At 69.3% G+C, this 21,203-nt stretch carries 24 protein-coding genes; 11 read left to right on the top strand and 13 right to left on the bottom strand.

The features are described 5' to 3' along the window. Positions 1-76: 76 nt before the first annotated feature. Together BM417_RS35220 and sigJ are read right to left on the bottom strand one after the other, a co-directional pair. Positions 77-829, bottom strand: coding sequence for a DinB family protein (locus BM417_RS35220; RefSeq protein ID WP_093603508.1), 753 nt, complete (start codon positions 827-829; stop codon positions 77-79). Between the two features lie 9 nt (positions 830-838). Beyond that, positions 839-1,708 carry an RNA polymerase sigma factor SigJ gene (sigJ, locus tag BM417_RS35215; protein WP_093603506.1) on the bottom strand — a complete coding sequence of 290 codons (870 nt, stop codon included), beginning with the start codon at positions 1,706-1,708 and terminating at the stop codon, positions 839-841. A 221-nt stretch (positions 1,709-1,929) separates the two neighbouring features. On the opposite strand from sigJ, the gene BM417_RS35210 reads away from it, so the two are divergent. Continuing rightward, positions 1,930-2,496, top strand: coding sequence for an NADPH-dependent FMN reductase (locus BM417_RS35210; RefSeq protein WP_093603504.1), 567 nt, complete (start codon positions 1,930-1,932; stop codon positions 2,494-2,496). Next, positions 2,493-2,933, top strand: coding sequence for a YybH family protein (locus tag BM417_RS35205; RefSeq protein ID WP_093603502.1), 441 nt, complete (start codon positions 2,493-2,495; stop codon positions 2,931-2,933). Before BM417_RS35210 ends, BM417_RS35205 begins: the two co-directional genes overlap by 4 nt. A gap of 47 nt (positions 2,934-2,980) precedes the next feature. Here BM417_RS35205 and BM417_RS48170 read toward each other — a convergent pair whose 3' ends face one another. Beyond that, the gene (locus BM417_RS48170) at positions 2,981-3,157 is read right to left on the bottom strand and encodes an RGCVC family protein (protein WP_177320773.1); all 177 of its coding nucleotides are present in this window, start codon (positions 3,155-3,157) and stop codon (positions 2,981-2,983) included. Further along, complete coding sequence (locus BM417_RS35200; protein ID WP_093603500.1) at positions 3,144-4,292, bottom strand: N(5)-(carboxyethyl)ornithine synthase; 1,149 nt, start codon at positions 4,290-4,292, stop codon at positions 3,144-3,146. Before BM417_RS35200 ends, BM417_RS48170 begins: the two co-directional genes overlap by 14 nt. A gap of 236 nt (positions 4,293-4,528) precedes the next feature. On the opposite strand from BM417_RS35200, the gene BM417_RS35195 reads away from it, so the two are divergent. The 3 genes from BM417_RS35195 (at position 4,529) to BM417_RS35185 (ending at position 7,047) form a co-directional block, all read left to right on the top strand. Next, positions 4,529-5,446, top strand: a complete 918-nt coding sequence (locus tag BM417_RS35195; protein WP_093603498.1) for a hypothetical protein — start codon at positions 4,529-4,531, stop codon at positions 5,444-5,446. Between the two features lie 69 nt (positions 5,447-5,515). Continuing rightward, the gene (locus tag BM417_RS35190; protein WP_093603496.1) at positions 5,516-6,247 is read left to right on the top strand and encodes a GAF and ANTAR domain-containing protein; all 732 of its coding nucleotides are present in this window, start codon (positions 5,516-5,518) and stop codon (positions 6,245-6,247) included. 44 nt (positions 6,248-6,291) lie between these two features. Beyond that, complete coding sequence (locus tag BM417_RS35185; RefSeq protein ID WP_093603494.1) at positions 6,292-7,047, top strand: GAF and ANTAR domain-containing protein; 756 nt, start codon at positions 6,292-6,294, stop codon at positions 7,045-7,047. A 12-nt stretch (positions 7,048-7,059) separates the two neighbouring features. Here the strand turns inward: BM417_RS35185 and BM417_RS35180 are convergent, their stop codons facing one another. Together BM417_RS35180 and BM417_RS35175 are read right to left on the bottom strand one after the other, a co-directional pair. Beyond that, a complete protein-coding gene (locus tag BM417_RS35180; protein WP_218164666.1) occupies positions 7,060-7,839 on the bottom strand; it encodes a transglutaminase-like domain-containing protein in 780 nt (259 codons plus the stop codon). 142 nt (positions 7,840-7,981) lie between these two features. After that, positions 7,982-8,479, bottom strand: coding sequence for a DUF5994 family protein (locus BM417_RS35175; protein ID WP_177320778.1), 498 nt, complete (start codon positions 8,477-8,479; stop codon positions 7,982-7,984). Positions 8,480-8,824: 345 nt separating this feature from the next. On the opposite strand from BM417_RS35175, the gene BM417_RS35170 reads away from it, so the two are divergent. After that, on the top strand, positions 8,825-9,460 hold the full coding sequence (locus BM417_RS35170; protein WP_093603888.1) for an ANTAR domain-containing protein: 636 nt from the start codon (positions 8,825-8,827) through the stop codon (positions 9,458-9,460). Positions 9,461-9,623: 163 nt separating this feature from the next. Beyond that, positions 9,624-10,685: a fatty acid desaturase family protein gene (locus BM417_RS35165; protein ID WP_093603490.1), complete on the top strand. Its 1,062-nt coding sequence runs from the start codon at positions 9,624-9,626 to the stop codon at positions 10,683-10,685. On the opposite strand, the gene coaA is transcribed toward BM417_RS35165, so the two are convergent. After that, positions 10,666-11,628 carry a type I pantothenate kinase gene (gene coaA, locus BM417_RS35160; RefSeq protein WP_245822392.1) on the bottom strand — a complete coding sequence of 321 codons (963 nt, stop codon included), beginning with the start codon at positions 11,626-11,628 and terminating at the stop codon, positions 10,666-10,668. The genes BM417_RS35165 and coaA overlap by 20 nt on opposite strands. A 35-nt stretch (positions 11,629-11,663) precedes the next feature. Beyond that, positions 11,664-12,845 (bottom strand): ATP-grasp domain-containing protein, encoded by a 1,182-nt coding sequence (locus tag BM417_RS35155; protein WP_093603486.1) that lies wholly within the window; start codon positions 12,843-12,845, stop codon positions 11,664-11,666. Positions 12,846-12,945: 100 nt separating this feature from the next. On the opposite strand from BM417_RS35155, the gene BM417_RS48165 reads away from it, so the two are divergent. Further along, positions 12,946-13,086, top strand: coding sequence for a hypothetical protein (locus tag BM417_RS48165; RefSeq protein ID WP_177320772.1), 141 nt, complete (start codon positions 12,946-12,948; stop codon positions 13,084-13,086). On the opposite strand, the gene BM417_RS35150 is transcribed toward BM417_RS48165, so the two are convergent. Both BM417_RS35150 and BM417_RS35145 read right to left on the bottom strand, forming a co-directional pair. Beyond that, positions 13,077-13,493: a nucleoside deaminase gene (locus BM417_RS35150; protein ID WP_245822390.1), complete on the bottom strand. Its 417-nt coding sequence runs from the start codon at positions 13,491-13,493 to the stop codon at positions 13,077-13,079. The two genes, BM417_RS48165 and BM417_RS35150, sit on opposite strands and share 10 nt — an antisense overlap. Continuing rightward, positions 13,490-14,317 (bottom strand): LLM class flavin-dependent oxidoreductase, encoded by an 828-nt coding sequence (locus tag BM417_RS35145; protein ID WP_093603484.1) that lies wholly within the window; start codon positions 14,315-14,317, stop codon positions 13,490-13,492. Before BM417_RS35145 ends, BM417_RS35150 begins: the two co-directional genes overlap by 4 nt. 93 nt (positions 14,318-14,410) lie before the next feature. Here BM417_RS35145 and BM417_RS35140 point away from each other — a divergent pair, with 93 nt between their 5' ends. Together BM417_RS35140 and BM417_RS35135 are read left to right on the top strand one after the other, a co-directional pair. Beyond that, a complete protein-coding gene (locus BM417_RS35140; RefSeq protein WP_093603482.1) occupies positions 14,411-14,875 on the top strand; it encodes an Lrp/AsnC family transcriptional regulator in 465 nt (154 codons plus the stop codon). 598 nt (positions 14,876-15,473) lie between these two features. Continuing rightward, a complete protein-coding gene (locus BM417_RS35135; protein ID WP_093603480.1) occupies positions 15,474-15,932 on the top strand; it encodes an SbtR family transcriptional regulator in 459 nt (152 codons plus the stop codon). A 1-nt stretch (position 15,933) separates the two neighbouring features. On the opposite strand, the gene BM417_RS35130 is transcribed toward BM417_RS35135, so the two are convergent. Then, complete coding sequence (locus BM417_RS35130) at positions 15,934-16,620, bottom strand: SDR family NAD(P)-dependent oxidoreductase (protein ID WP_093603478.1); 687 nt, start codon at positions 16,618-16,620, stop codon at positions 15,934-15,936. Positions 16,621-16,712: 92 nt separating this feature from the next. On the opposite strand from BM417_RS35130, the gene BM417_RS35125 reads away from it, so the two are divergent. Beyond that, complete coding sequence (locus BM417_RS35125; RefSeq protein ID WP_093603476.1) at positions 16,713-17,321, top strand: TetR/AcrR family transcriptional regulator; 609 nt, start codon at positions 16,713-16,715, stop codon at positions 17,319-17,321. Between the two features lies 1 nt (position 17,322). Here BM417_RS35125 and BM417_RS35120 read toward each other — a convergent pair whose 3' ends face one another. Next, positions 17,323-18,723, bottom strand: a complete 1,401-nt coding sequence (locus BM417_RS35120) for a radical SAM protein (RefSeq protein ID WP_093603474.1) — start codon at positions 18,721-18,723, stop codon at positions 17,323-17,325. Next, the gene (locus BM417_RS35115) at positions 18,723-21,194 is read right to left on the bottom strand and encodes a glycosyltransferase (protein ID WP_245822388.1); all 2,472 of its coding nucleotides are present in this window, start codon (positions 21,192-21,194) and stop codon (positions 18,723-18,725) included. Before BM417_RS35115 ends, BM417_RS35120 begins: the two co-directional genes overlap by 1 nt. Positions 21,195-21,203: the final 9 nt, after the last annotated feature.

Raw genomic sequence — 21,203 nt, 5'->3', positions numbered from 1 at the left:
GCGACGGACGCCCGCAGGCGACAGGCGGAAAGCGCAGGTCAGGACCGCGCAGAGCCACCGAAAGAAGTTTGCACGGCTAAGGGCGTGCCGCGATGGCATCGAGGTCGCGGGTGGCGTAGCGCAGGTGCTCCCACTCCTCCACCAGGATCGTGCGCAGGCAGGAACCAGTGGAAACCGGGTGATCCGGACTCCACGGGTTGCTGCGCGTCACGGCCAGATCGGCCTCGGTCACCCCGGCCAGGAAGTCCCGGACCATCGCCGTCCGACCGGCCCGCGCCTCCAGGACCTCGGCGTACGGCGGGGTGCCGGACACGAAGACGGACAGGTCGTACCCGTCGGTCTCGTACTCGGCGTTCGGCAGGCCCAGCGGGTGATAGGGCTTCTCGTTGCCCAGGATCGGCCCGCCCAGCCAGGTGTCCGTGGCCATGATCAGATGGCGGACCGTCTGTGCGAACGACCACTCGCCATCCACCGAGACGTCCTCCGTGCCCGGCGGCATTGCAGCGACTCGCTCCAGGGTCGCGGCCCAGGCGGCCTCGACCGCGGCCCACGCCGCGCGCAACCCGTCCGGATCCTTCGCCCGCCGCTCCTCCCTGCCGGGAAAGCGCCGGTTGAGCTCGGCCTCGACGAACGGCGCCACGTCGACCCCGTTGACCAGCAGCGCGTTCTCGCCGTCGAGCAGCCACGGCGCGTCGATGTCGGCACCCGCGATGTCGACCGCCCGCATGACCAGGCCGGACAGGTCCGACCGCGTGAACCGCGCGCCCCGCAGGCTCACGTCGGTGAACGCGGCGCCGCTCAGGTCGTCAGGATGGCTGAAGGTCACCATCGGCCGACCCTACTGCCAGGCGCGGAGCTTCTCGGGGTTGCGGACGGCCCAGATCCGGGTGATCCGGTCGCCGGCGATGTCGAACGCGTAGACCGACGCCGTCACGCCGTCGTTCTCGATCAGCAGACCGGGCCTGCCGTTGACGGTGCGTTCGGTGATCGTGAAGTCGCCGGGGACCCTGGTGGCGACGGCGACGATGAACTCCGCGATCCGGTCCCCTCCCTCGATCGGGTCGAGCACGGTGGTGACCAGGCCGCCGCCGTCCGCCGTGAAGGTCGCGCCGGGGTCCAGCAGCCCGACCAGGGCGGGGATGTCCTGGGCCTCCCAGGCGTGTTTGAAGTCGCGGACCACACCGGCGTGGTGAACGGCCAGTGCGGCGGGCGGCGCGGACGCGCTGACGCGGCGGCGAGCCGCGGAGGCGAGTTCACGGCACGCGGCCGGGGTGCGGCCGGTGATCTCGGCTATCTCGCTGAAGGAGTAGCGGAAGACGTCGTGCAGGACGAGCGCGACGCGCTGGGCCGGCGTCATCGACTCGAGCGCGACGAGGAACGCCATGCTGACCGACTCGTCCAGGGTGACGCGGTCGGCCGGGTCGGCGGTGGACCCCTCGGCGGGGTCGGGCAGCGGCTCGGGGATCCATTCGCCGACATAGCGTTCGCGGCGGGCTCGCGCGGAACCCAGCAGGTCGAGGCAGATGCGGCTGGTGACCGTGGTGAGCCAGGCGCCGGGAGAGGCGATCTCGTCCTGCTTCGGCCTGGACAGCGCGTACCAGCGGGCGTAGGCCTCCTGGACGGCGTCCTCGGCCTCGGCGAGGGACCCCAGCAGCCGGTAGCCGAGGTTGATCAGATGGCGGCGCTCGCTGAGGATCGCGTCGGTCACCGGTGCTCCCGTCCGTTCGTGGCTTCACCTGGTGGCGTGACCCAGAACGCCGGCTGGGTGATTCACGCTCAGCACGGCGCCGTCTCATCGCGAATTCGCCCGGCGACCTTCTGGGCCACACCACCAGTCTGACGAGACAGCGCGCCGAAATGTCAGGCCTGACGTTTCCCGGAGTCGTGTCGTCGTAGTGCTCGGAAGCGACACGCGAACGAAGGAGACCGATGATCAGGATCGGCATCGTCCTCGGCAGCACCCGGCCGGGCCGCCGGGGCGAGCAGGTGGCCCGATGGGTGGAGCAACGGGCGCGGCTGCGCGCGGACGCGGAGTTCGAGGTGGTGGACCTGCTCGCGCATCCGTTGCCACACCTGGACGAACTGCCCGGCGAGTACGAGCACCCGCACACCAGGTCGTGGGCGGAGACGATCGCGTCGTTCGACGGGTTCGTCGTGGTCACGCCCGAGTACAACCACTCGGCGCCGGGCGTGCTCATGAACGCGATCGACTTCCTGCGCGCGGAGTGGCGGGACAAGGCCGTCGGGTTCGTGTCGTACGGCGGGGTCGGTGGTGCCCGCGCAGTCGAGCAGCTGCGGTTGATGTGCGGGGCACTGGAGATGGCGGACGTGTCGTCGCAGGTGACGCTGTCACTGGTGACCGAGTTCGAGAACTTCGCGGTGCTGGCGCCGGGCGAACAGCAGATCGCCGCCCTGGACCGGACGCTCGACCAGGTCGTCGCCTGGAGCACCTCGCTCCTGCCGCTGCGCGCCGGCTCCCCGGTGGCCGTGGCATGACCGTGCACAAAGGACTGACGATGGACGAGATCACGCAGCACATCACCAGGATCGTCGAAGGCATCGAGGCCAAGGACCTCGACCGCCTCCGACGGCTCTACTCGGCCGACGTCGTGTCGTTCGACGTCGAGCCGCCGCTGCGACACGTCGGCATCGACGCGAAGCTGGCGAACTGGGCCAAGGCGTTCGCGTTCTTCCAGGACGTGAAGTACGAGGTTCGCGATCTGGCGGTGACTGCGGACGAGAACGTCGCGTTCGCGCACGGCTTCGGACGGCTGCACGGCACGACGAACAACGGCGTGGCGGTGGCCGGAATGTGGGTGCGGGCGACGTTCGGCTTCCGGAGGATCGACGGGCACTGGCTGGTCACGCACGACCAGGTCTCGGTGCCGTTCGACATCGCCGATGGCACGGCGGTGACCGGTCTCGAGCCCTGACCAGGCTCGAGTCGGTCAGGCCGCCGGAGCGGCGCGGCGGCGTCCCGTCACGAGCAGATGCACCCACGGGACAGCGCGGAGGCCGCCGTCGCGGTGCAGTACCGCACTCCGAGCGGGTCGTGCTCGTGCCACGGGTGGGGGCACACGTCGCAGGCGAGGACGGGGGCGGGATCGGTGGTGAGGACAGGGGCTGAATCGGTGGTGAGCGGCTCAGACGTGGTCATGCGGGTACTCCGATGAACGGTGCTGGAACGTGAGGATTCCGGGGTTCTGGATGACGCCGTCGCGGATCTCGATGGCGCGCCGGATGGTCTCGCCGGCGTCCCAGGAGCCGGTGAGAACGGTGCGCAGGTGCGGGAGCAGCGCCTCGCTGATCTCCCAGGTGGCCGAGTTCCACAGGTACGAGGGGCTGTGGTCCACCCCGTAGTGCACGACGTGGTCGCCCACCAGGAACGACGGCTCGGTGAACGAGGTGGGGCGGGCCCAGCTGAAGCCCATCCCCCGGTCGCACGACACGTCGACTACGAGGGTGCCGGGCGCGAGGGTGGGCAGGTCGTCGTCGATGAGGAACGTCAGCGGCTTGTCCGGGTCCTGAAGCACGCAGTTGACGATGATGTCGTGCTGTGCCAGGAAACCGGCGAGCGGGACGCGTCCGGCGTCGGTCAGCGCGTGGCTGCGCCGCGGATCGGAGTCGTCGTGGTCGAAGTGGACCATCCGCGCCGAGTGGATCGGCGAGCCGACCGCGGTGACGCCGCGGTTGGTGAGGACGTTGACCTCGTGCACGCCGTGCGCTTTGAGCGCGGTGACGGCACCTCGTGCGGTGGCGCCGAAGCCGATGACGGCGGCGGTCAGCCTCTTGCCGTAGTCACCGGTCGAGCCGGCGATCTGCAGGGCGTGCAGCACCGAGCAGTAGCCGGCCAGCTCGTTGTTCTTGTGGAACACGTGCAGACCGAACGAGCCGTCGGTGGTCCAGTGGTTCATGGCCTCGAACGCGATCAGCGTCAGCCGGCGTTCGACGGCCAGCTGGGTGAGCTTCGCGTCCTGCACGCAGTGGGGCCACCCCCACAGCACCTGTCCCTCGCGCAGTTCCGCGACGTCCTCGGCCAGAGGCTTGGGCAGCAGGATGACGTCGCACTCCGCGATCAGCTGTTCGCGGGTGCGCAATCCCCCTACTGACAAGGAAAGTCGTTCGTCGGACACGCCGAAACGCTCGCCGTAGCCGCGTTCGAGGAATACTCGATCCCGCAGATCCGCGTCGATCCGTTCGAGGTGCAGCGGATGAATCGGTAGCCGGTACTCGTTCTCCTTGCGCGACAACGCGATGACGCCGAGGCTGAGGTGCGCGGCACGGGTCAGCATCGACCGCTTTCCGCGAGAAGTTCTTTGGTGCAGAGCAGATCCGAGCTCAACTCGGCGCTCCCGCCTCCAGCCAGACGGCCGGGCTTCCTGGTGCGCCCAAGGCGGCACCAGCTTGACCGCTGCTGCACGACATGCCCTCGGTGGGTCAAGCCTACGCTAAAATCGGTGACGACCCGGCCGCTCCGGACCTCGGCGGTGCCGCTCGCTACCGAATCCGGTGTGAGGTGCTCCCCGTCATGATCGGTCTGTCCGAGGTCACGCGTCTGGAAGAAGCCACCCGCGCGTTGCGCGAGCTCGACTACCGCAGCGGGGGCGAGACCTGTCTCGACGGCGTCCGCCTGTGCCTGCGCGAGAGCCTCCCGATGCTCACCGCGCCCACGTCGGAGCACGTCCGGCGACGGCTGCACGTCGCCGTGGCGGACCTGCGGAACCTGGCGGGCTGGGTGTGCTTCGACGTCGGCCTGGTCGACAACGCGCAGAACCACTTCTGCCACGCCCTGGCGCTGGCCGGGCTCGCCCGCGCGGACGGGCTGACCGCGAACGTGTGCTACCGGCTCGGCCGCGTCTTCCTGCACCACGGGCACTTCGACGAGGCGTTGCGGTACTTCGACCTCGGTCAGCTCGCGGCCTCCCGGTCCGGCGACGGACTCGCGGCCGGCATGCTGTCGGCCAACGCGGCGTGGGCGTGTGCGAAGAAGGGCGCCGAGCACAGCGCCCGCACGCTGCTCGACCGCGGCCAGGAGCAGTTCATCGCCGCGAACCGCAGCGGCGTGGCCGGTTGGGCGGAGTTCTTCACCCCCGCCGACCTGTCCGGGCTCGCCGGGGCCGTGCACACGGACCTCGCGGTCACCGCGGGCCGGCACTACGCGCGGACCGCCGTCGTGCTGCTCACCACCGCGATCGACGGCTACGACGAGGGCATGGCCCGCAGCCGCACGTTCGGCGAGATCTCCCTGGCCACCAGCCATTTGATCGAGGGCGACGTCGAGGCGGGCGTGGACGTCGGGCTGCGAGCGCTGGCGTCGTCCGGATCCGTCGGCTCCGCCCGCGTGCGCGACCGCTTCCGGCCCCTCGCCTCGCACGCGCGCCGCTTTCGCGACCACGGCGGGGCCCGGGAACTCGCCGGCCGGATCGACGCCGTCTCGGCGGCGTGACCGGGCGTGGCCCCTTCCGCGTCGCGCGCCCTCGCGTGGGATGCTTCCGCACAAAGGAAGGCGGAGTCGGTGAGCGGTGAGCGACTGGCCAAGGTGCTGGCGCATCTCGCCGCCGACGCGGCGGCCAGAGGCGTCGCGACGTCCTGCGAGGCCGCGTGTGAGGCGTGCGTGTCGCTGATCGGGGTGACCGGCGCACAGCTGACCCTGATGAACGGCACGGGCCGGGGCGAATCGCGCTACGCGACGAACGACATCGGCGCCCAGCTCGAGAACCTGCGCTTCACCCTCGGCGAGGGACCGTGCGAGGACTCGGTCCGCTCCGGAATGCCGGTGCTCGCCGGTGATCTGGACTCCTGGGACAACGACCTGCGCTGGCCGCTGTACGTGCGGTCCGCCGTCGCCGCCGGGGCCAGAGCGGTCTTCGTGTTCCCGCTGCGCAGCGGCGCGATCCGGATCGGCGCGCTGGTGCTGCACCGGACGAGCCCCGGCCCGCTGACCCAGGAGCAGATCCTCGACGCGCACGTCGTGGCCGACGTCATCCTGTCGTTGCTCCTGGACGAACTGACCATGGCGCACCTCGAGGCAGAGGTCCTGCCACCGAACGGCACGCCGCTCAGCCGCGCCGAGGTGCACCAGGCCACCGGAATGCTGTCCGTCCAGATGGGGGTGAGCATGGACGAGGCCCTGGTGCGGCTTCGCGCGCACGCGTTCGCCCATGACAAGTCGGTCGTCGACGTGGCCCGCGAGATCGTCGGCCGGCGCCTGCGACTGAGCCCGGAGAGCAGGCCCGATCCCCGATGATCACGCCCGCTTCCCGGCGAGAAGACCTACGGAGGTGACTCCCGATGTTCACGGAAAATCTGGCGGAGACGTTCGTCGAGCTGGCCGACACCCTGGTCGCCGGCTTCGACTCGGTCGAGTTCATGCATCTGCTGGCCGACCGCTGCGTCGCCACGCTGGAGGTCGACGCGGCCGGCATCCTGCTCGTCGACCACCACGGTGAGCTGCGGGTTCTCGGCTCCTCCAGCGACAGGGCCCGGCTGCTCGAACTCTTCGAGCTCCAGCACCGGCAGGGCCCGTGCATGGAGTGCTATCTCACCAGCGAGCCGGTGACGGTCGCCAGTTTCACCACGTCACCGCAACGATGGCCCGAGTTCTCCGCAGTGGCGAAGGACGCCGGGTTCGGTGCGCTGCACGCGGTGCCGATGCGGCTGCGCGAGCAGACGGTCGGGGCGCTGAACCTGTTCACCGTCGAGGAGGGCGCGCTGAGCGAGCCGATGCTGCGGGTCGCGCAGGCCATGGCGGACGTCGCCACCATCGGCCTGCTCCAGGCCCAGATCATCAGCCACCGCGACCTGCTCGCCGGCCAGCTGCAGCACGCGTTGCAGAGCAGGGTCCTCATCGAACAGGCCAAGGGCGTGCTCGCCGAACGGCTGCAGATCGACATGAGCACGGCGTTCGAGACGCTGCGCCGGTACGCGCGAAGCCACAACTACTACCTGAGCACCGTGGCGGAGGACGTCATCGCCGGCACGATCGACATGGCCGAGCTGACGGCCGTCGCCGAGGCGAGGTCGTCCGCCCGGCGTCCGCGGCCGTAGCGGCGGCGAAGATCACTCGCGCGCGGCGGGGGTGAGATCTTCCTCCGCGCGCACGACCATGGACTCCAGCACCGGGCCGCCGAAGGTGGTGACCATGGCGACGTCCGCGGCGTCGCGGCCGCGGCCGACGACCACGCGTCCCTTGCGCGGCATGTTGTTGCGCGGGTCGAAGGTCCACCAGCGGTCCTCCAGCCAGACCTCCATCCACGCCGCGAAGTCCATCGGCGCGCCGTCGGGCGGCACGTCCAGATCGGGCAGGTAGCCGAAGACGTAGCGGGCGGGGATGTTGAGGGCGCGGCAGAACGAGATCGCCAGGTGCGTGAAGTCGCGGCAGACCCCGATGCCCGAGGCGTTGACGTCGGCCGCCGTGGACAGCGCGGTCGAGGCGCCGTAGCGGAAGCTGAGCGCCTCGTGGACGTACCGGCAGATCTCCTGAACCCTGAGGTAGCCGCGCGGATGGGCGCCGAACCTCGACCAGGCCTCGTCTCCGAGCACGTCGGACACGCAGTAGCGGCTGGGCAGCGTGTACAGCAGCACGTCGTCGGGAAGATCGTCGGGCAACGCCTCCGGCACGGTCTCGTCGACGGCCTCGGTCTCGTCGGGGACGTCCGCCCACGCGCTGTAGTTCACTGTGGACAGTCCGGGCGGCAGCACGAGGCGCGCGAGCCAGTTGCCGTAGAGGTCGAAGTAGTGCCGCACGGGCGTGTCCGGTTCCACGGACATGCGCTCACAGCTGACTTTCACGTCACCCTGCCGGTCCGGGCGCACCAGGAACACCGCTGGTGTGGGCACTTCGGCGCGATAGGTGAACGCGCAACCGACGCGGAGCATTCGGGGTGCCCGCGCCGGTTGCGCCTCCTCACGGCCGTTGTCACGGTGCGAGGTCAACGAACGCGCTCCGAACGGTGATCCGAAGCGCTGAGAGAAGTGGTCATCAGAGCGCTCGTACCTCCTGTCTGATGACGTCCACAGTGGATTTCCTGTTGTGGAGCAGGCTTTCCACCGTGTCGGTGTTCTCGCGGTGAGCGGCGCGCATCATGGCCTGGTGGGCCACGAACGGGTCGGCGTCGGCCGGCACGACCAGCAGCGTGGTCCGGCTCCGGTCGGACGCGATGACGTCCACCGTGTGCTCAGGCCTGGACCAGAATCCGCTGAGGCGGACCCGGATCCCGCCGACCGCGATCTGGCGCGGGGCGCTGTCCCATTCGGTCAGGTTGTAGCTCACCCGCGGGATGTCGCCCAGCCGAACCGCCAGCACCGCGAGCAGTGCCGGCAGCTCGGCGGCGAGGTCCCGGGTACGTGGCCACCAAGCACCGTCGACGTGCCCCGTGGTGGGCGCCTTCGGCCGCAACCGCAATCGCAGCGGATACCGAGGCTGCTCGCTGGCCTTCAAGGCCGGTGGGGCGTGGGAGAGGTGCGGAGCCGACATCATGCCGGAACTCCCGTCTCCGACCTGAAAACGGCCGGTTCTGGTTTTGCCGAGCACGACTTGAGCTTGACCGCTCAGGTGCGAGAAGTTCTCGACATATTCGACACTACACTCCCCGCACTCTGATCAACCGAAATCGCGCGAAGTATTTCCCAGCGCCTCCACGTGCACGTCAGCGCTGTTCAACCGTTTGGAGGCACAATTCCAGGCCGGCTTCCCAGCACACGGCTGACAGCGCGGAAAAAGTCGTCCGGAAGGTTTGCCGCCCACTGACCTGGCACTACTGTGAAAACACCGCCCGGCCCCTGCGGTCACCCGAAACACCAGCGAAATGACGAGGTGACGCAGATGTCGGACCGCCGCGTGGCACAGACGTTCCTCGAGCTGGCCGACACGCTCGTGGAGCGGTTCGACGGCATCGAGTTCCTGCACGTCCTGGCGGAGCGGTGCGTCGAACTGCTCGGCGTGGACTCGGCGGGGATCCTGCTGACCGACGACCAGGGCGTGCTCCGGCTGGTGGCCACGTCCAGCGACCGGGTGAGCTCCCCGGAGCGGTTGCAGAGCGGCGAGGACTCCCGTTGGGCCGCGGTCGACGCGTTCCCGATGCGACTGCGCACCGAGGACATCGGCTCGCTGAACCTGTTCCGGACGTCGCCCGGCGCGCTCCCACCGGAGACGGCGACCCTGGCGCAGTCGCTCGCGAACGTCGCGACGATCAGCCTCCTCCAGGTGCGGACGGTCCGGCAGGGCAGCGTCGTCGCCGAGCAGTTGCGGATCGCGCTGCACGGCCGCGTCGCGATCGAGCAGGCGAAGGGCGTGCTGACCGAACGGCTGGAGATCGGCGTCGCGGACGCCTTCTCCCTCATGCGGACCTACGCCCGCAACACCGGCCAGCTGCTCTCCGACGTCGCCGGGCAGGTCAACGCCCGGTCACCGGAGGTCGCCGGCCTGACGAGGGTGACGAAGCCGCGGCCCCGCTGGTGACTGAAAAGCGCGCGGACAGGGTACAAAGGAGTCAGACCCGTGCGTTCGAAGCTCCGCACGGGAGGTTCGCCGCCGGACCCTCCGCGAACATCACCGCTGTGCGTTCATTCCCGCCTTCGGCGTGTCCGAGCCTCCCCGCAGCACCCCGATCCGGAGCAGGTACATGACCACGACGCACACGGCACCGACCTCGACAGCGGAACGACAGCCGGGCAGTGACTTCGCCCGGCTCACCAGGGAACTCAAGGCGGCCGGTCTGCTGGACCGCCGGCGCGGCTACTACCTGCTGCGAATGGCGATCAACGCGCTGCTCCTCGCCGCGATCGCCGTGGCGTTCGTGTGGCTCGGCGACTCCTGGTGGCAGGTCATCACGGCGGTCGCGCTGGCCGTGGCCTCGACCCAGCTCGCCTTCATCGGTCACGACGCGGGGCACCGGCAGATCTTCCGCAGTCACCGCAACAACAACGTGGTCGGGCACCTGCACGGCAGCCTCACCGGCATCAGCTACCAGTGGTGGGTCGCCAAGCACAACCGCCATCACGCGAACCCCAACCACGAGGACCAGGATCCCGACATCGAGATCCACGCCCTCGCGTTCAGCCGCGCCCAGGCGACGACCAAACGCGGTGTGTACCGCTGGATCACCCGGAACCAGGCGTTCCTGTTCTTCCCGCTGCTGCTCGCCGAGGCGGCCGTGCTGCGGATCTCCGGCCTGGTCGCCCTGTGCCGCAAGGAACTGCGCAACCCGTGGCGCGAGGCCGCCCTCCAGCTCCTGCCGCTGGCCGCCTACCTCGCGGCGGCGTTCATCGTGCTGTCGCCCTTGAAGGCTCTCGTGTTCATCGCGGTGCACCAGGGCCTGATGGGCGTCTACCTGGGCTGCTCGTTCGCGCCCAACCACAAGGGAATGCCGATCATCGCCGAGGGCCAGCGCCTCGACCATCTGCACAAGCAGGTGCTGACCTCGCGCAACGTCACCGGCGGCCGGTGGGTCGACGCCCTGTTCGGCGGCCTGAACCACCAGATCGAGCACCACCTCTACCCGCACATGCCACGACCGAACCTGCGCCGCGCGCAGCCCGTCGTCGAGGACTTCTGCGCCCGGCACGGCATCCCGTACAGCAAGACCACCATGGTCCGCTCCTACGCCGAGGTGCTGCGTCACCTGCACGACGCCGGGGCACCACTGCGCCAGCAGGCCGGGAGAGCTACAACTTCCGCAACCTGACCCGGTCCACCCGGTGGTCGGGGCCCTTCTGCAGCACGAGGTGGGCCCGCGACCGCGTGGGCGCGATGTTGCGCACGAGGTTCGGGCTGTTGATCCGGTCCCAGATGTCGAGCGCGGTCCTGCGCGCGTCCGGCACCGACAGTTCCGCGTACCTGCGGAAGTACGAGGCGGGGTCGCGGAAGGCGGTGCGGCGCAACGTGAGGAACCGGTCGACGTACCACTTCCTGATCAGGTCGTGGTCGGCGTCGAGGTAGATCGTGAAGTCCAGGAAGTCGGCCACGAACACCGACGGCGCGTCCTCGGTGCGGCCGGTCCACGTCTGCAGCACGTTCAGGCCCTCGACGATGAGGATGTCCGGCGTCGGGATCTTCTCCACGTCCGGCAGCACGTCGTAGACCAGGTGCGAGTACTTCGGCACCTCGACCTCGGTCCCGCCGGACGTGATCTCGTCCAGGAACCGGATCAGTCTGCGCACGTCGTAGCTCTCCGGGAAACCCTTGCGGTCCATCAGGTTCCGCTCGCGCAGCACCGCGTTCGGGTGCAGGAAACCGTCAGTGGTCACCAGGGCGACCTCGGGATGGTTCTCCCACCGCGACAGCAACGCCCTGAGGACGCGCGCCGTGGTGCTCTTGCCGACCGCGACGCTGCCCGCGATCCCGATGACGTACGGCGCCTTCACCGGCTCACGGCCGAGGAAGTCGTTCGCCACGTGGTGCAGGCCCTGCGTCGCGACCACGTACAGGTTCAGCAACCTCGACAGCGGCAGGTACACCTCGGTGATCTCCTCGACCGACAGCTCCTCGTTGAGGCCCTGCAGGTCGGTGAGCTCCTCGGCGGTCAGCGTCATCGGCGTGGACTGCCGCAACCGCGCCCACTCCGACCGGCTGAAGTCGAAATGACCGACCGCCGCACGGTCCCCTGTGGACAACTCCGAAGTGGACAAGCTCTCTCCCCGATCGTCCGAGTACCGGACCAGTCTCAGGCGAACCAGGTCATGTCGCCAACGGCCGCGACGTCCTCGGCGAGCCGGGCGGGATCGCGGTGCCACAACAGCACCGAGGCACCGATCACTCCACCGCTCGTCTCGTTGCCCTCCCGGCCGGCCCGGCGGACGTGGACCTCGTGCTCGCTCGCCAGGCCGCTCAGGTCGGGACCCGGCTCGTGGAACCTCGTGCCCGGCATGACCGGTGGCCACAACCAGGCGGCGTGAAAGTCCCGCGCGACCGGCTCGGACACCGGCAGCCCGGCCTGCATCCTGAGGTTCGCCACCTCCAGCTGCACCCCGGCGTGCAGCAGCGCCAGCTCCGACACCAGCGCGCCCGGTGCCCGTCCGGCGACCTCCAGCACCACCATCTCGCCGTCGCCGTTCACCGCGAACTCGGTGTGCACGACGAAACGTCCCTCACTGCCCAACGCGCGCACGACGCGTTCGTTCATCTCGTGCGCGGCCTCGGTGAACTCCGACTCCCGTTCGGTGGCGCCGCCCAGGGTGCGTCCGGCGTGCACGCCGATCAACGGCCCGAGGTACCGGCCCACCTGCACCGGGGTGATCTCGCCGTCCCGCACCAGCGCGTTGACGTGGTGCAGCGGGCCGTCGACGAACTCGTCGACCTGCCAGCCGGGCTCGCCGTCGTGCTCGGCCAGCCAGTCACGCAGGTCCTGCGGCGTGTGCAGGATCGAGATGCCGCGCGAGTTCGCCTCCTGCCGGGGTTTCGCGACCGCGGGCAGGCCGATCTCCTCGATCAGCAGGTCGGCCGCCGTCGCGGTGACGGTGGGCTCGAAGGCGTGGAACCTCGGCACCCGAACGCCACCGGCGGCGAGCAGCCGCTTCATCACCACCTTGTCCAGGTAGGCGGCCGGCCGGCGCGGATGCCGCGGCGCAAGGCCCAGTTCCTCCCGCAGTCGCGCACATTCGGCCAGGCAGTACTCGTCGTTCGTCACGACCTCGACCGGTCCTTCGAAGCCGCGGATCTGCTCCAGCCACTTCTCCCGATCCAGCACCACGACCTCGGGCGCGGCACCGGTGACGTCCTCGCGCAGCACCGCGTCCGCCTCGCCGTCGGTCAGCACGACGAGGTCGAACTCGCCGGGAGGGAACGCCACTGACGGTGCGACGGTGAGCGGCTGCTTCGACTGCAACGCGACGATCGTCGTCCTCATCGATGCTCTCCCCCTGCTCGCCCACGGACGCTGGTCCCCCGTTCGAGCCTTCCGGAACCTCGCCCCCGCCCGCCAGCGTTTCGGCAGTGGGATGGACCACGTGGCAGGCGAGTCCGTCCTGGTGCGCGGCGCGTCGGGCAGCCTCGGCAGGCTGAACCCGTTGGCGGAAGCCGCGCTGGCGCACCACAAGATGGACGCGGGCGAGGTGTTCGGCAGGATCGTGCTGATCCCTCAGGGGTAGTAGCCCTTGACCGGGATCCACGCCTCCTCGAACAGGTGCGGTCCGTCCGTCGGCACGTCGGTGAACCCGCCCGAGGTCTTCAGCAGGTTCAGCTGGCTGCCCGACAGCGCGAACACCACGTGCCCGATGCCCGACCGGGCCAGCGCTCCGGCGCACATCCCGCACGGCTCGCAGCTGGTGTACATGGTGGTGCCGGCGGCGGTGGCCGGGTCCAGCTTCTGGGCCGCCCAGCGGGCCAGCTTCAGTTCGGGATGGGCCGTGATGTCGTCGTCGGTCAGGCAGGAGTTGCGTTCCTCCGCCAGCACCGACCCGTCCGGGCCGACCAGCAGCGACCCGAAAGGCGGGTTCCCTCCCGCCCTCGCCTCTGCCGCCAGCGCGATCGCCCTGCGCAGGTGCTCCTCGTTCACCGCAACTCCTTTCGCACTGCCGCCAGCGCGTGCCAGGCGGCTTCCGGACGCCGAGTCTCCTCCGGATCGCCGATGAAGGGGTCCAGGACCACGGCCTTCGCGCCGTCCGCGCGCAGTCGTTCGAGGTCGCCGACGACCTGCTCCAATGTGCCCTCGCCGAGCTTGCGGTCGCCGAGCGGCTGGTCGGTCAGCCGCAGCAGGATGCGCGGCGCCAGCTCGGGCAGCCGCCGGTCTTCCTCCGCCACGATCTTCCGCAGCCGTGCCAACGACTCCCGCCACCCGTCCGGGGTCTGCCGCAGCGGATGCCAGGCGTCGCCGAGCCGGGCCGCGCGCCGCAGACCGGCGTCGCTGTCCCCGCCCACCCAGATCGGGATGTCCCCGGCGCGATAACCCTCGTCGCACCACGCCTCGCGCACCGTCGTGATCAGCTCGTCGGTGAGCTTGCCGCGACGGCGGAAGTCGACGCCCAGCGCGTCGAACTCCTGCCGCGCCCAGCCGACCCCGACGCCGAGCACGAACCGGCCGCCGCTCAGTTCCGCCAGGTTGGCGGCCATTCGCGCGACCAGCAGCGGGTGCCGGTACGGCGCGATCAGCACGGTCGTGCCCAGGGTGATCCGCTCCGTGACGCCGGCGAGCCACGCCAGCGTCGTGAACGGGTCGTAGAACGGGGCCGGGTACTGCTGCGCCACGTCGGGGGTCACCACCACGTGGTCGGACACCATGAGCAGGTCGAAGCCCAGGCCCTCCACCGTCCGCGCCCAGTCGCGCAGCACGGCCGGGCTGGTGCCGGGCCCGAAGTTGGGAACGTTCACTCCGATCAACACGTGATCGAGCCTAGGCCCTCCCGGCCTACCACCGAAGGGAGTCTTCACGGCCTTGAGGTCTATCCGCCGTGGATTCCACGGTACTTTGGCGAGATGACCGAGACTCTCGACGAGACCGACTGGGCAATCCTCGCCGAGCTCCAGCAGGACGGCCGAGTCCCGCTCACCGAACTGGGCCGCAGGGTCAGCCTCAGCGCCTCGGCCACCACCGAACGCGTCAAGCGCCTGGAGGGCATCGGCGTCATCACCGGCTACCGCGCCACCGTGGACCTCGGCAAGGTCGGCTACGGCGTGCTGGCCGTGGTGCGCCTGAAGTACCCGGGCAACCAGCACGGCCCGTTGCACCGGCTGCTCGCGCACCGCGCCGAGATCCTGGAATGCCTGCGCACCACCGGCGACGACTGCTACACGCTCAAGGTCGCCGCCACGTCGATGCACCACCTCGAACAGGTCGTCGACGAGCTGATCGCGTTCGGCAGCACCACGACCAACATCGTCTACAGCGAGACCCTGCCCTACCGGGGCGTGCTCACGGTGCCGCCGGAATCCTCGCGGTAGCTGGAAGCGAACGCGCCGCACGGCCGAGCCCGCCACCGCAACCCGCCCCGCGCGGTGCCAACCGGCGCACGCCAACGCATGGTGACCACCCACGGAGGTCCGGCGCGCGGTGCCACCCGGCGCACGCCAACGCATGGTGACCACCTACGAAGGTCCGGCGCGTGGTGCTGACCGGCGCCCGCCAACGCAAGGCGACCACCTACGAAGGTCCGGCGCGCGGTGCCACCAGGCGCCCGCCCTCGCAAAGCAACCACGTACGAGGCCTGGTATGGCGATGCGAAGCGAGCCGTGTGAACCTCTGCCGCCTGGGTGGCGGTGCACCCCGCTCATGGCGATTGGGGCTTTACCTTGAGTGGGCGGGATGCTCCCCTCACGGGCACGGCCGGGCGCTTTTCAGCCCGGCCTTTTCCGGCCGTCAAGCATCCCGCCAGAGGCTCAAGGTCAAGCCCCAATCGCAACCCCGCACTTCGTCACGACCCGCGGAACCACCCTCGCAAGGCGACCACCCGCACGGAACGCGACCAACCCCGCTGGAACGCGACAAACGCCCGCAAGCCGACCCGCAACCCGCACCCACACGCCGTCAGAGCGAGGAGAAGTGCGCCGCATCCCCGACGATCGTCGTACTGGGCACTCCCTCAACACTGACCGGCACACCCGCCACGCCCTGCTGGAAGCCGGGTCCGCACAACGGATCGAGGCGCTGTGCGTCCGGGCTCGCGAGCTGGACGGCGTGGGCGACAGCCGGGATTCGTTGCTCGCCTGGCTGGACGACCTCGTCGCGTACTGCGTCGCCGCGCGGGGGCTCGCCACCGCCCTGGCCTACGAGGGCGATCCGGTGGACGGGAACTCGTGCGCGTCGGTGGTCGCGCAGGCCTCAGAACCGTTGCTGCGCCGGGCGGTTCAGGACGGCTCGGTGGCCGCGGGCGTCACGGCCACCGAACTGGTGACGTTGATCGTCGGGATCGTGATGGTCACCGAGAACCACCAGGATCCGGCCGCCTCGGCCGAGCGCCTGTTCGCGCTGGCCGTGGCGGGGATCAGCCCGCCCCGCTGACTCACCAGGGCAGTTCGCCGGACTCGTCCTGCAGGGTCCCGGTCGGACCGTCCGGCCCGAAGGTCGCGAACCGCACGACGACCCTGGCGCTCTCCTCCGCGGGTCGTCCGATCCCGAAGGCCGCGGTCATGTCGGTCGCGGTCGCGCCTGGCTCCAGGGCGTTGAACTTGATGCCCGGATGAGCCTTGGCGTACTGGACGGTCAGCATGGTCGCCGCCGACTTGGAGGCGGCGTAGAGCGCGAGCGGCAGGCCGAACTCGGGCCGTTCGGGGTTGGTCACCGCCCAGAACGACCCCAGGCTGCTCGAAATGTTGACCACGTTGGGGTTCTCGGACTTGCGCAGCAGCGGAAGGGCCGCCTCCGTGACGCGCACGATCCCCACCGCGTTGGTGTCGAAGGCGCGCAGTGCCATGGGGCCGTCGAGGGCTTCGGTGGCGAGGATGCCCGCGTTGTTCACCAACACGTCGAGCCGTCCCTCCTCGGCGTCGATCGTCGCCAGCGCGGCGGCCACCGAGGCGTCGTCGGTCACGTCGAGCTGGACGAACCGGGCGCCGAGCTCGGCCGCGGCCTTCTCGCCGCGTTCGGTGTCACGCGCACCGACGTAGACGACGTGACCCAGCTCCAGAAGTTGTCTGGCGGTCTCGAAACCGATGCCCTTGTTGGCCCCGGTGATCAGCGTGACGGTCATGCGCTTCTACCCCTCAGTTCTAGAGCGATCACTTCAGAACTCGACCGTAGCACGTTCTGCAACGATCACTTCAGAAGAGGTAGGCTGCGCGGGTGACGACCACGCCGCGCCGCGCGACCGGCCGACCCAGGGGGTTCGACGCCGACGAGGCGCTCGATCGAGCCCTGCTGGTCTTCTGGGAGCAGGGCTTCGAGGGGGCCAGCCTGGCGAACCTGACCGAGGCGATGGGCATCTCCACGGCCAGCATGTACGCGACCTTCGGCAACAAGGAGCAGCTGTTCCGCAAGGCCCTGGAGCGTTACGACGAGGGCCCGAGCGCATACGTGCCCCTGGCCCTGGCGGAACCGACCGCTCTCGGAGTCGCCACGGCGCTGCTGGCCGGCACCATTCGCACCACCACCCACCCGGACCAGCCGCAAGGGTGCCTGGGCGTGCAGGGTGCGCTGGCCACCGGTGACGCCGGACGGGAGGTGCGCGCTCTCCTGGTCGACTGGCGCAAGAACGGCTTCGCGCGCGTCCGGGAGCGGTTCGAGCGGGCCGTCGCCGAGGGCGATCTGCCCGCCGACACCGATCCCGCGCTACTGGCTCGCTACGTCACCGTCTTGCAGCAGGGCATCGCCGTGGAAGCGGCCGGCGGCGTCGATGCCGGAGAACTCCAGGAACTCGCCGACGCCGCCCTGCGCAACTGGCCGCTGCCCTGAGTCACAGCTCCGTGTTGATGATGGCCTCCACCAGCACCTCGCCGTCTTCGGTCAGCGCGACTCCCTCCGCGTCGACAGACACGAGGCCGCGTTCGGCCAGCGAGCCGAACTTCTCCCGCCACGGACTCTCGTGCAGGGACTTGCCGTACAACGCGCTGTGCAGATCGGCACGAAGAGGCTGCAGCGTCGACAACGCCATCTTCACAGCGCGAGCCTCCTGCGCGGTGGCGTCGAACCCGGTCGCGGAGCCGAGCGGCACCCGTCCCTCGTCGACCGCCTGGGCGTAGCTCTTCCAGTTCACGTCGGTGATCGCCTCGGAGGCCCGGCAGCTGGAGCTGCCGCCGAGGCCGATCGCGACCTCGGCCTCCTGCTTGTCCTGGTCCACCATGATGGACTTCCACTTCTCCGGGCCGAGGCCGTCGCGGGCGAAGTACATCGTGGGGTGCTCGGTGTAGCCGGCGGCGTGCAGGCCGTCGGTCAGGACCTCGCGCATCCGGTACTGCTCCTGCAGGGTCGGCCAGAAGTGGCCGTCCCTGACCAGCTTCTCGCGGTACTGCGGCAGCTGCCACGGCGCCGGCTGCTCCCCCGCCACCCCGGTCCTGGTCTCGGCGTAGGACTTCAGGTGCAGCTTGGTGCACACCACGGCGGTGATCTCGTTCTCCAGCACCACGTCGAGGTCGCGCTTGACGCTGTCGACGGTCTGGTCCAGCAGGCCGTACATCAGGTCGATGCTGACCCACTCGAAGCCCGCGGCCTGAGCGTTGCGCACGAAGTCGACGCACATCTGCGCCGAGTGCTCGCGGCCGCACTCCCGCAGCACGGCGTCGTCGAACGACTGCACGCCGCTGGACAGCTTGGTGCAGCCCAGTTCCCTCAGGGTCTCGAGCTTCGCCGGGGTGAACGTGCTCGGGTCGCCCTCGAAGCGGATGGTCGTCTCGTCGGTGAACCCGAAGTTCTCCCGGTAGAAGTCGAGCAACCGGCGGATGTCCTTCTCCGGCAACAACGACGGGGTGCCACCGAAGACGTTGAACTCACCGACCGGTGCGGTCGCCAGCTCCGGCACGCGGTGCAGCCAGAGCTGGGCCTCCCTGATGTTCCAGTCCACCCACTGCGTCAGCTTCTGCTCGTTGCGGCCGCCCTTGACCAGCACGACCGGGTACTGGCAGAAGCGGCACTTGTAGGCGCACGTGGGGATGTACGACCAGAGGTGGATCGGCGCGGTGCCGACGAGCTGGTCGGTCAGGTCGTCGAGGAAGTCCTCGACGCCGTAGCCCTCGACGTTGCCGGGGAACACGTGCGCGCCGAACGGGTCTTCGGTGACGTAGTCGAGCAGGTGCGCGTTGGCGGGGTCCTGCAAGGCCGCCCACACCCTCGGTTCGGAACTCGTCAGGACTCGGTTCATCAGAACACGCCTCCATTGCCGAAGTAGTTGTGCGCCTCCCCCGACTCGCGGTCCTCGCAGTAGTACTTCACGAACTCCGCGAACCTGGCGGCAGGTACCGAGTCGAAGCACTCCGGCAGCGGTGGCGGGAAGCCGATGTCCTCGCCCACCGTCGCCCGCAGCCGAGCGAAGATCTCGTCTCTGAACTCCAGGTAGAGCCGGTACGACGGCGTCTTGTACGAGTGGATGGGCAGGAAGTCGGTCACGCTCATCTCGGCCTTGATCTCCGCGATGCGCTCGCCCAAGCGGCGCGCGAGGTTCTCGCCGAAGAACTCGACCACGGGGTCCTCGTCCAGAAAGGACGGTGTGATCAGGACGGGGAGGATGGTGTTCTTCGGCGTGAAGTCCTTGATGGAGAACTCCCAGGCCTGCAACGCCTCGGCCTCGGTGAGGTCGACGGTGACCGGCGGCGCCTCCGGCCTGATGTCCCGCATGACGATGATGCCGTCGTTGCCGTACGCGCGGCCGGTGATGACCTCGTCGATCGCGTGGTTGACGCGCCGCGGGTTGATCTCGACCTTGGACTTCGGGGCGTAGGTGATGTCGTGGCCGGAGCCGGCGACCCGGATGCCGAAGTCCCAGTCGTCGGACAGGTGGTTGACGAACCGGCCGTGCTGAAGCTGGTAGAAGATCTCGATGCCGCCGACGTCCTCGTAGGCCTCGCGCTCCACCGCGAAGCCCTTGCCGTCGGGAAAGCCGCCGAACAACGAGAACGTGACCGCGCGGCACCGCAACGTGCGCTGGATGGCGTCCCAGAGTCGTGGCCTGCCAACGAAGTGCTCGGCGTTGTAGTAGTAGTCGCACACGCCGATCGCGGCCTTGTCCTTCTCCATCGCCGCGAGGAGCTCGGTGAGCCAGCGACGGTCGACCCGGCAGTCCGCGTCGGCCGACATCAGGTAGAAGCGCTCGCCGGGATCCTTGCGGTTCCGGCTCCGCCGCACCGCGAACTCCATGCCCGCCCGGCGCGCGCACGCGACGCCCTGCTCGCGTTCGCTGATCACCTGGACGTCGACCGGCGACTTCTCGGCGAACCTGCGGGCGATCTCGACCGTGTCGTCCGTGGAGTTGTTGTCCACCAACACGATCTCGTAGGTGCCGGGCTCGATGTCGTCCTGGTTCTGCAACGACAGCAGGACGTCCTCGATGTTCGCGGCCTCGTTGTACACCGGCAGCACCACGCTGAGCCGGACCTCCGGCCCCATCGCGGGCGGGTACAACGTTGTCACCAGCTCGTCCGCGACCTCGCGGGTGTGCGTGCCGAGCTGCCGGTTGTGCGCCACCACTTCCGCCCGCCTCTCCGCGTTCGTCATGAGATCGTGCACCTGCCGCGCGAACTCAGGCGTCGGCAGGTCGTGCTCGAGAATGTCGAGCACAGGTGCTTCGAAGCCCGCGTACACCGTGTCGTACAAGGCATAGCGGCTCGCGATGTACGGCACGCCGGCCGCGATCGCCTCGCCGATCGGGTTGCCGTAGCTCTCGTAGTCGTACGACGTCAGGAACGACACGACGTCAGCGTGCGCGAGCAGGTCACGCACCGAGAACTCCGCACTGACTGACTCGCACGGCTCCAGCACCCCGCCGAAGACGACCGGCACCTGAAGTTCCTCCGCGAGCGCACGGAGTTTCCCGGTCTCGGCCGGGTTCTCCTCGGTGTCTCCGGCGATGAACAGGCACGTGCCCGGCAGCTGGGCCGCCAGGTGCAGGTCGCGATCGATGCGCTTCTGCGGGATGATCCTGGTGAACCTGGCGATGATCTTCGTGTCCGGCGCGATGCCGTGCCACTCGAGGAAATCCGGCCGGCCTGGCCGGCTCGGCGGAGTGAAGGTGTTCGGCAGCACGTCCAGGTTGCGCAGCTGCGGCATCCATTCGAGCGTGCGCCGTTTCGCTTCCTCGTGCAACGCGAAGTAGTGGATGTGCGGCGAGTTCACCATGGGAGGCGTTGCCGGATAAGGAAAGCGGCCGTACTTGGCCGGTTCGCTCTGCCACATCAGGTCGTGGTCCCGCCACAACACGAATCGGCCCAGCTCGTGCGCGGCACCATAGCTGGCGATCGCCCGGTAAAGAGCCTTGGTGTAGGCCACGTTCTCCGGCAGCGTGCCGTTCTCGACCACGACGAGCGTGACACCGCGGTCCTCCCAGGTCCGCACGATCGCGTCGGCGAGTGCCTCGGTGACGCGATCGGTGTCGGGTAACTCGTTGCGGCGCACGGATTCCAGCGTCGCCGCCACGAATTCCCGGTCGTAGCCCGCAATGCGCGCGACACCGTCCACGCGATCGAGCGTCACCCAGTCCGGCACGCGTTCGTGCCGATAGTCCTGGAAGAAACGGCCTTTGTCGGCCTTGATGTCGTACCCGAGGTCGAGATGAACGCGATAACCCTGGTCTGCGAAGGACTTGGCGGTCTTGAGGAACTCGACCACCACACCGGACATTGCCGTGGC

It is taken from the genome of Lentzea waywayandensis (assembly GCF_900115955.1).
Taxonomy (GTDB): domain Bacteria; phylum Actinomycetota; class Actinomycetes; order Mycobacteriales; family Pseudonocardiaceae; genus Lentzea; species Lentzea waywayandensis.
This window is presented reverse-complemented; position numbering and strand designations above follow the sequence as displayed.

Bases quoted from the DNA above. Each gene is read 5' to 3' on its own strand.
- BM417_RS35185 (WP_093603494.1), top strand. From the start codon at position 6,292: ATGTTCACGGAAAATCTGGCGGAGACGTTCGTCGAGCTGGCCGACACC.
- BM417_RS35210 (WP_093603504.1), top strand. From the start codon at position 1,930: ATGATCAGGATCGGCATCGTCCTCGGCAGCACCCGGCCGGGCCGCCGG.
- BM417_RS35170 (WP_093603888.1), top strand. From the start codon at position 8,825: ATGTCGGACCGCCGCGTGGCACAGACGTTCCTCGAGCTGGCCGACACG.
- BM417_RS35165 (WP_093603490.1), top strand. From the start codon at position 9,624: ATGACCACGACGCACACGGCACCGACCTCGACAGCGGAACGACAGCCG.
- BM417_RS35120 (WP_093603474.1), bottom strand. From the start codon at position 18,723: ATGAACCGAGTCCTGACGAGTTCCGAACCGAGGGTGTGGGCGGCCTTG.
- BM417_RS35175 (WP_177320778.1), bottom strand. From the start codon at position 8,479: ATGATGTCGGCTCCGCACCTCTCCCACGCCCCACCGGCCTTGAAGGCC.
- BM417_RS35130 (WP_093603478.1), bottom strand. From the start codon at position 16,620: ATGACCGTCACGCTGATCACCGGGGCCAACAAGGGCATCGGTTTCGAG.
- BM417_RS48170 (WP_177320773.1), bottom strand. From the start codon at position 3,157: ATGACCACGTCTGAGCCGCTCACCACCGATTCAGCCCCTGTCCTCACC.
- BM417_RS35220 (WP_093603508.1), bottom strand. From the start codon at position 829: ATGGTGACCTTCAGCCATCCTGACGACCTGAGCGGCGCCGCGTTCACC.
- BM417_RS35140 (WP_093603482.1), top strand. From the start codon at position 14,411: ATGACCGAGACTCTCGACGAGACCGACTGGGCAATCCTCGCCGAGCTC.
- BM417_RS35115 (WP_245822388.1), bottom strand. From the start codon at position 21,194: ATGTCCGGTGTGGTGGTCGAGTTCCTCAAGACCGCCAAGTCCTTCGCA.
- BM417_RS35155 (WP_093603486.1), bottom strand. From the start codon at position 12,845: ATGAGGACGACGATCGTCGCGTTGCAGTCGAAGCAGCCGCTCACCGTC.
- BM417_RS35205 (WP_093603502.1), top strand. From the start codon at position 2,493: ATGACCGTGCACAAAGGACTGACGATGGACGAGATCACGCAGCACATC.
- BM417_RS35195 (WP_093603498.1), top strand. From the start codon at position 4,529: ATGATCGGTCTGTCCGAGGTCACGCGTCTGGAAGAAGCCACCCGCGCG.
- BM417_RS35200 (WP_093603500.1), bottom strand. From the start codon at position 4,292: ATGCTGACCCGTGCCGCGCACCTCAGCCTCGGCGTCATCGCGTTGTCG.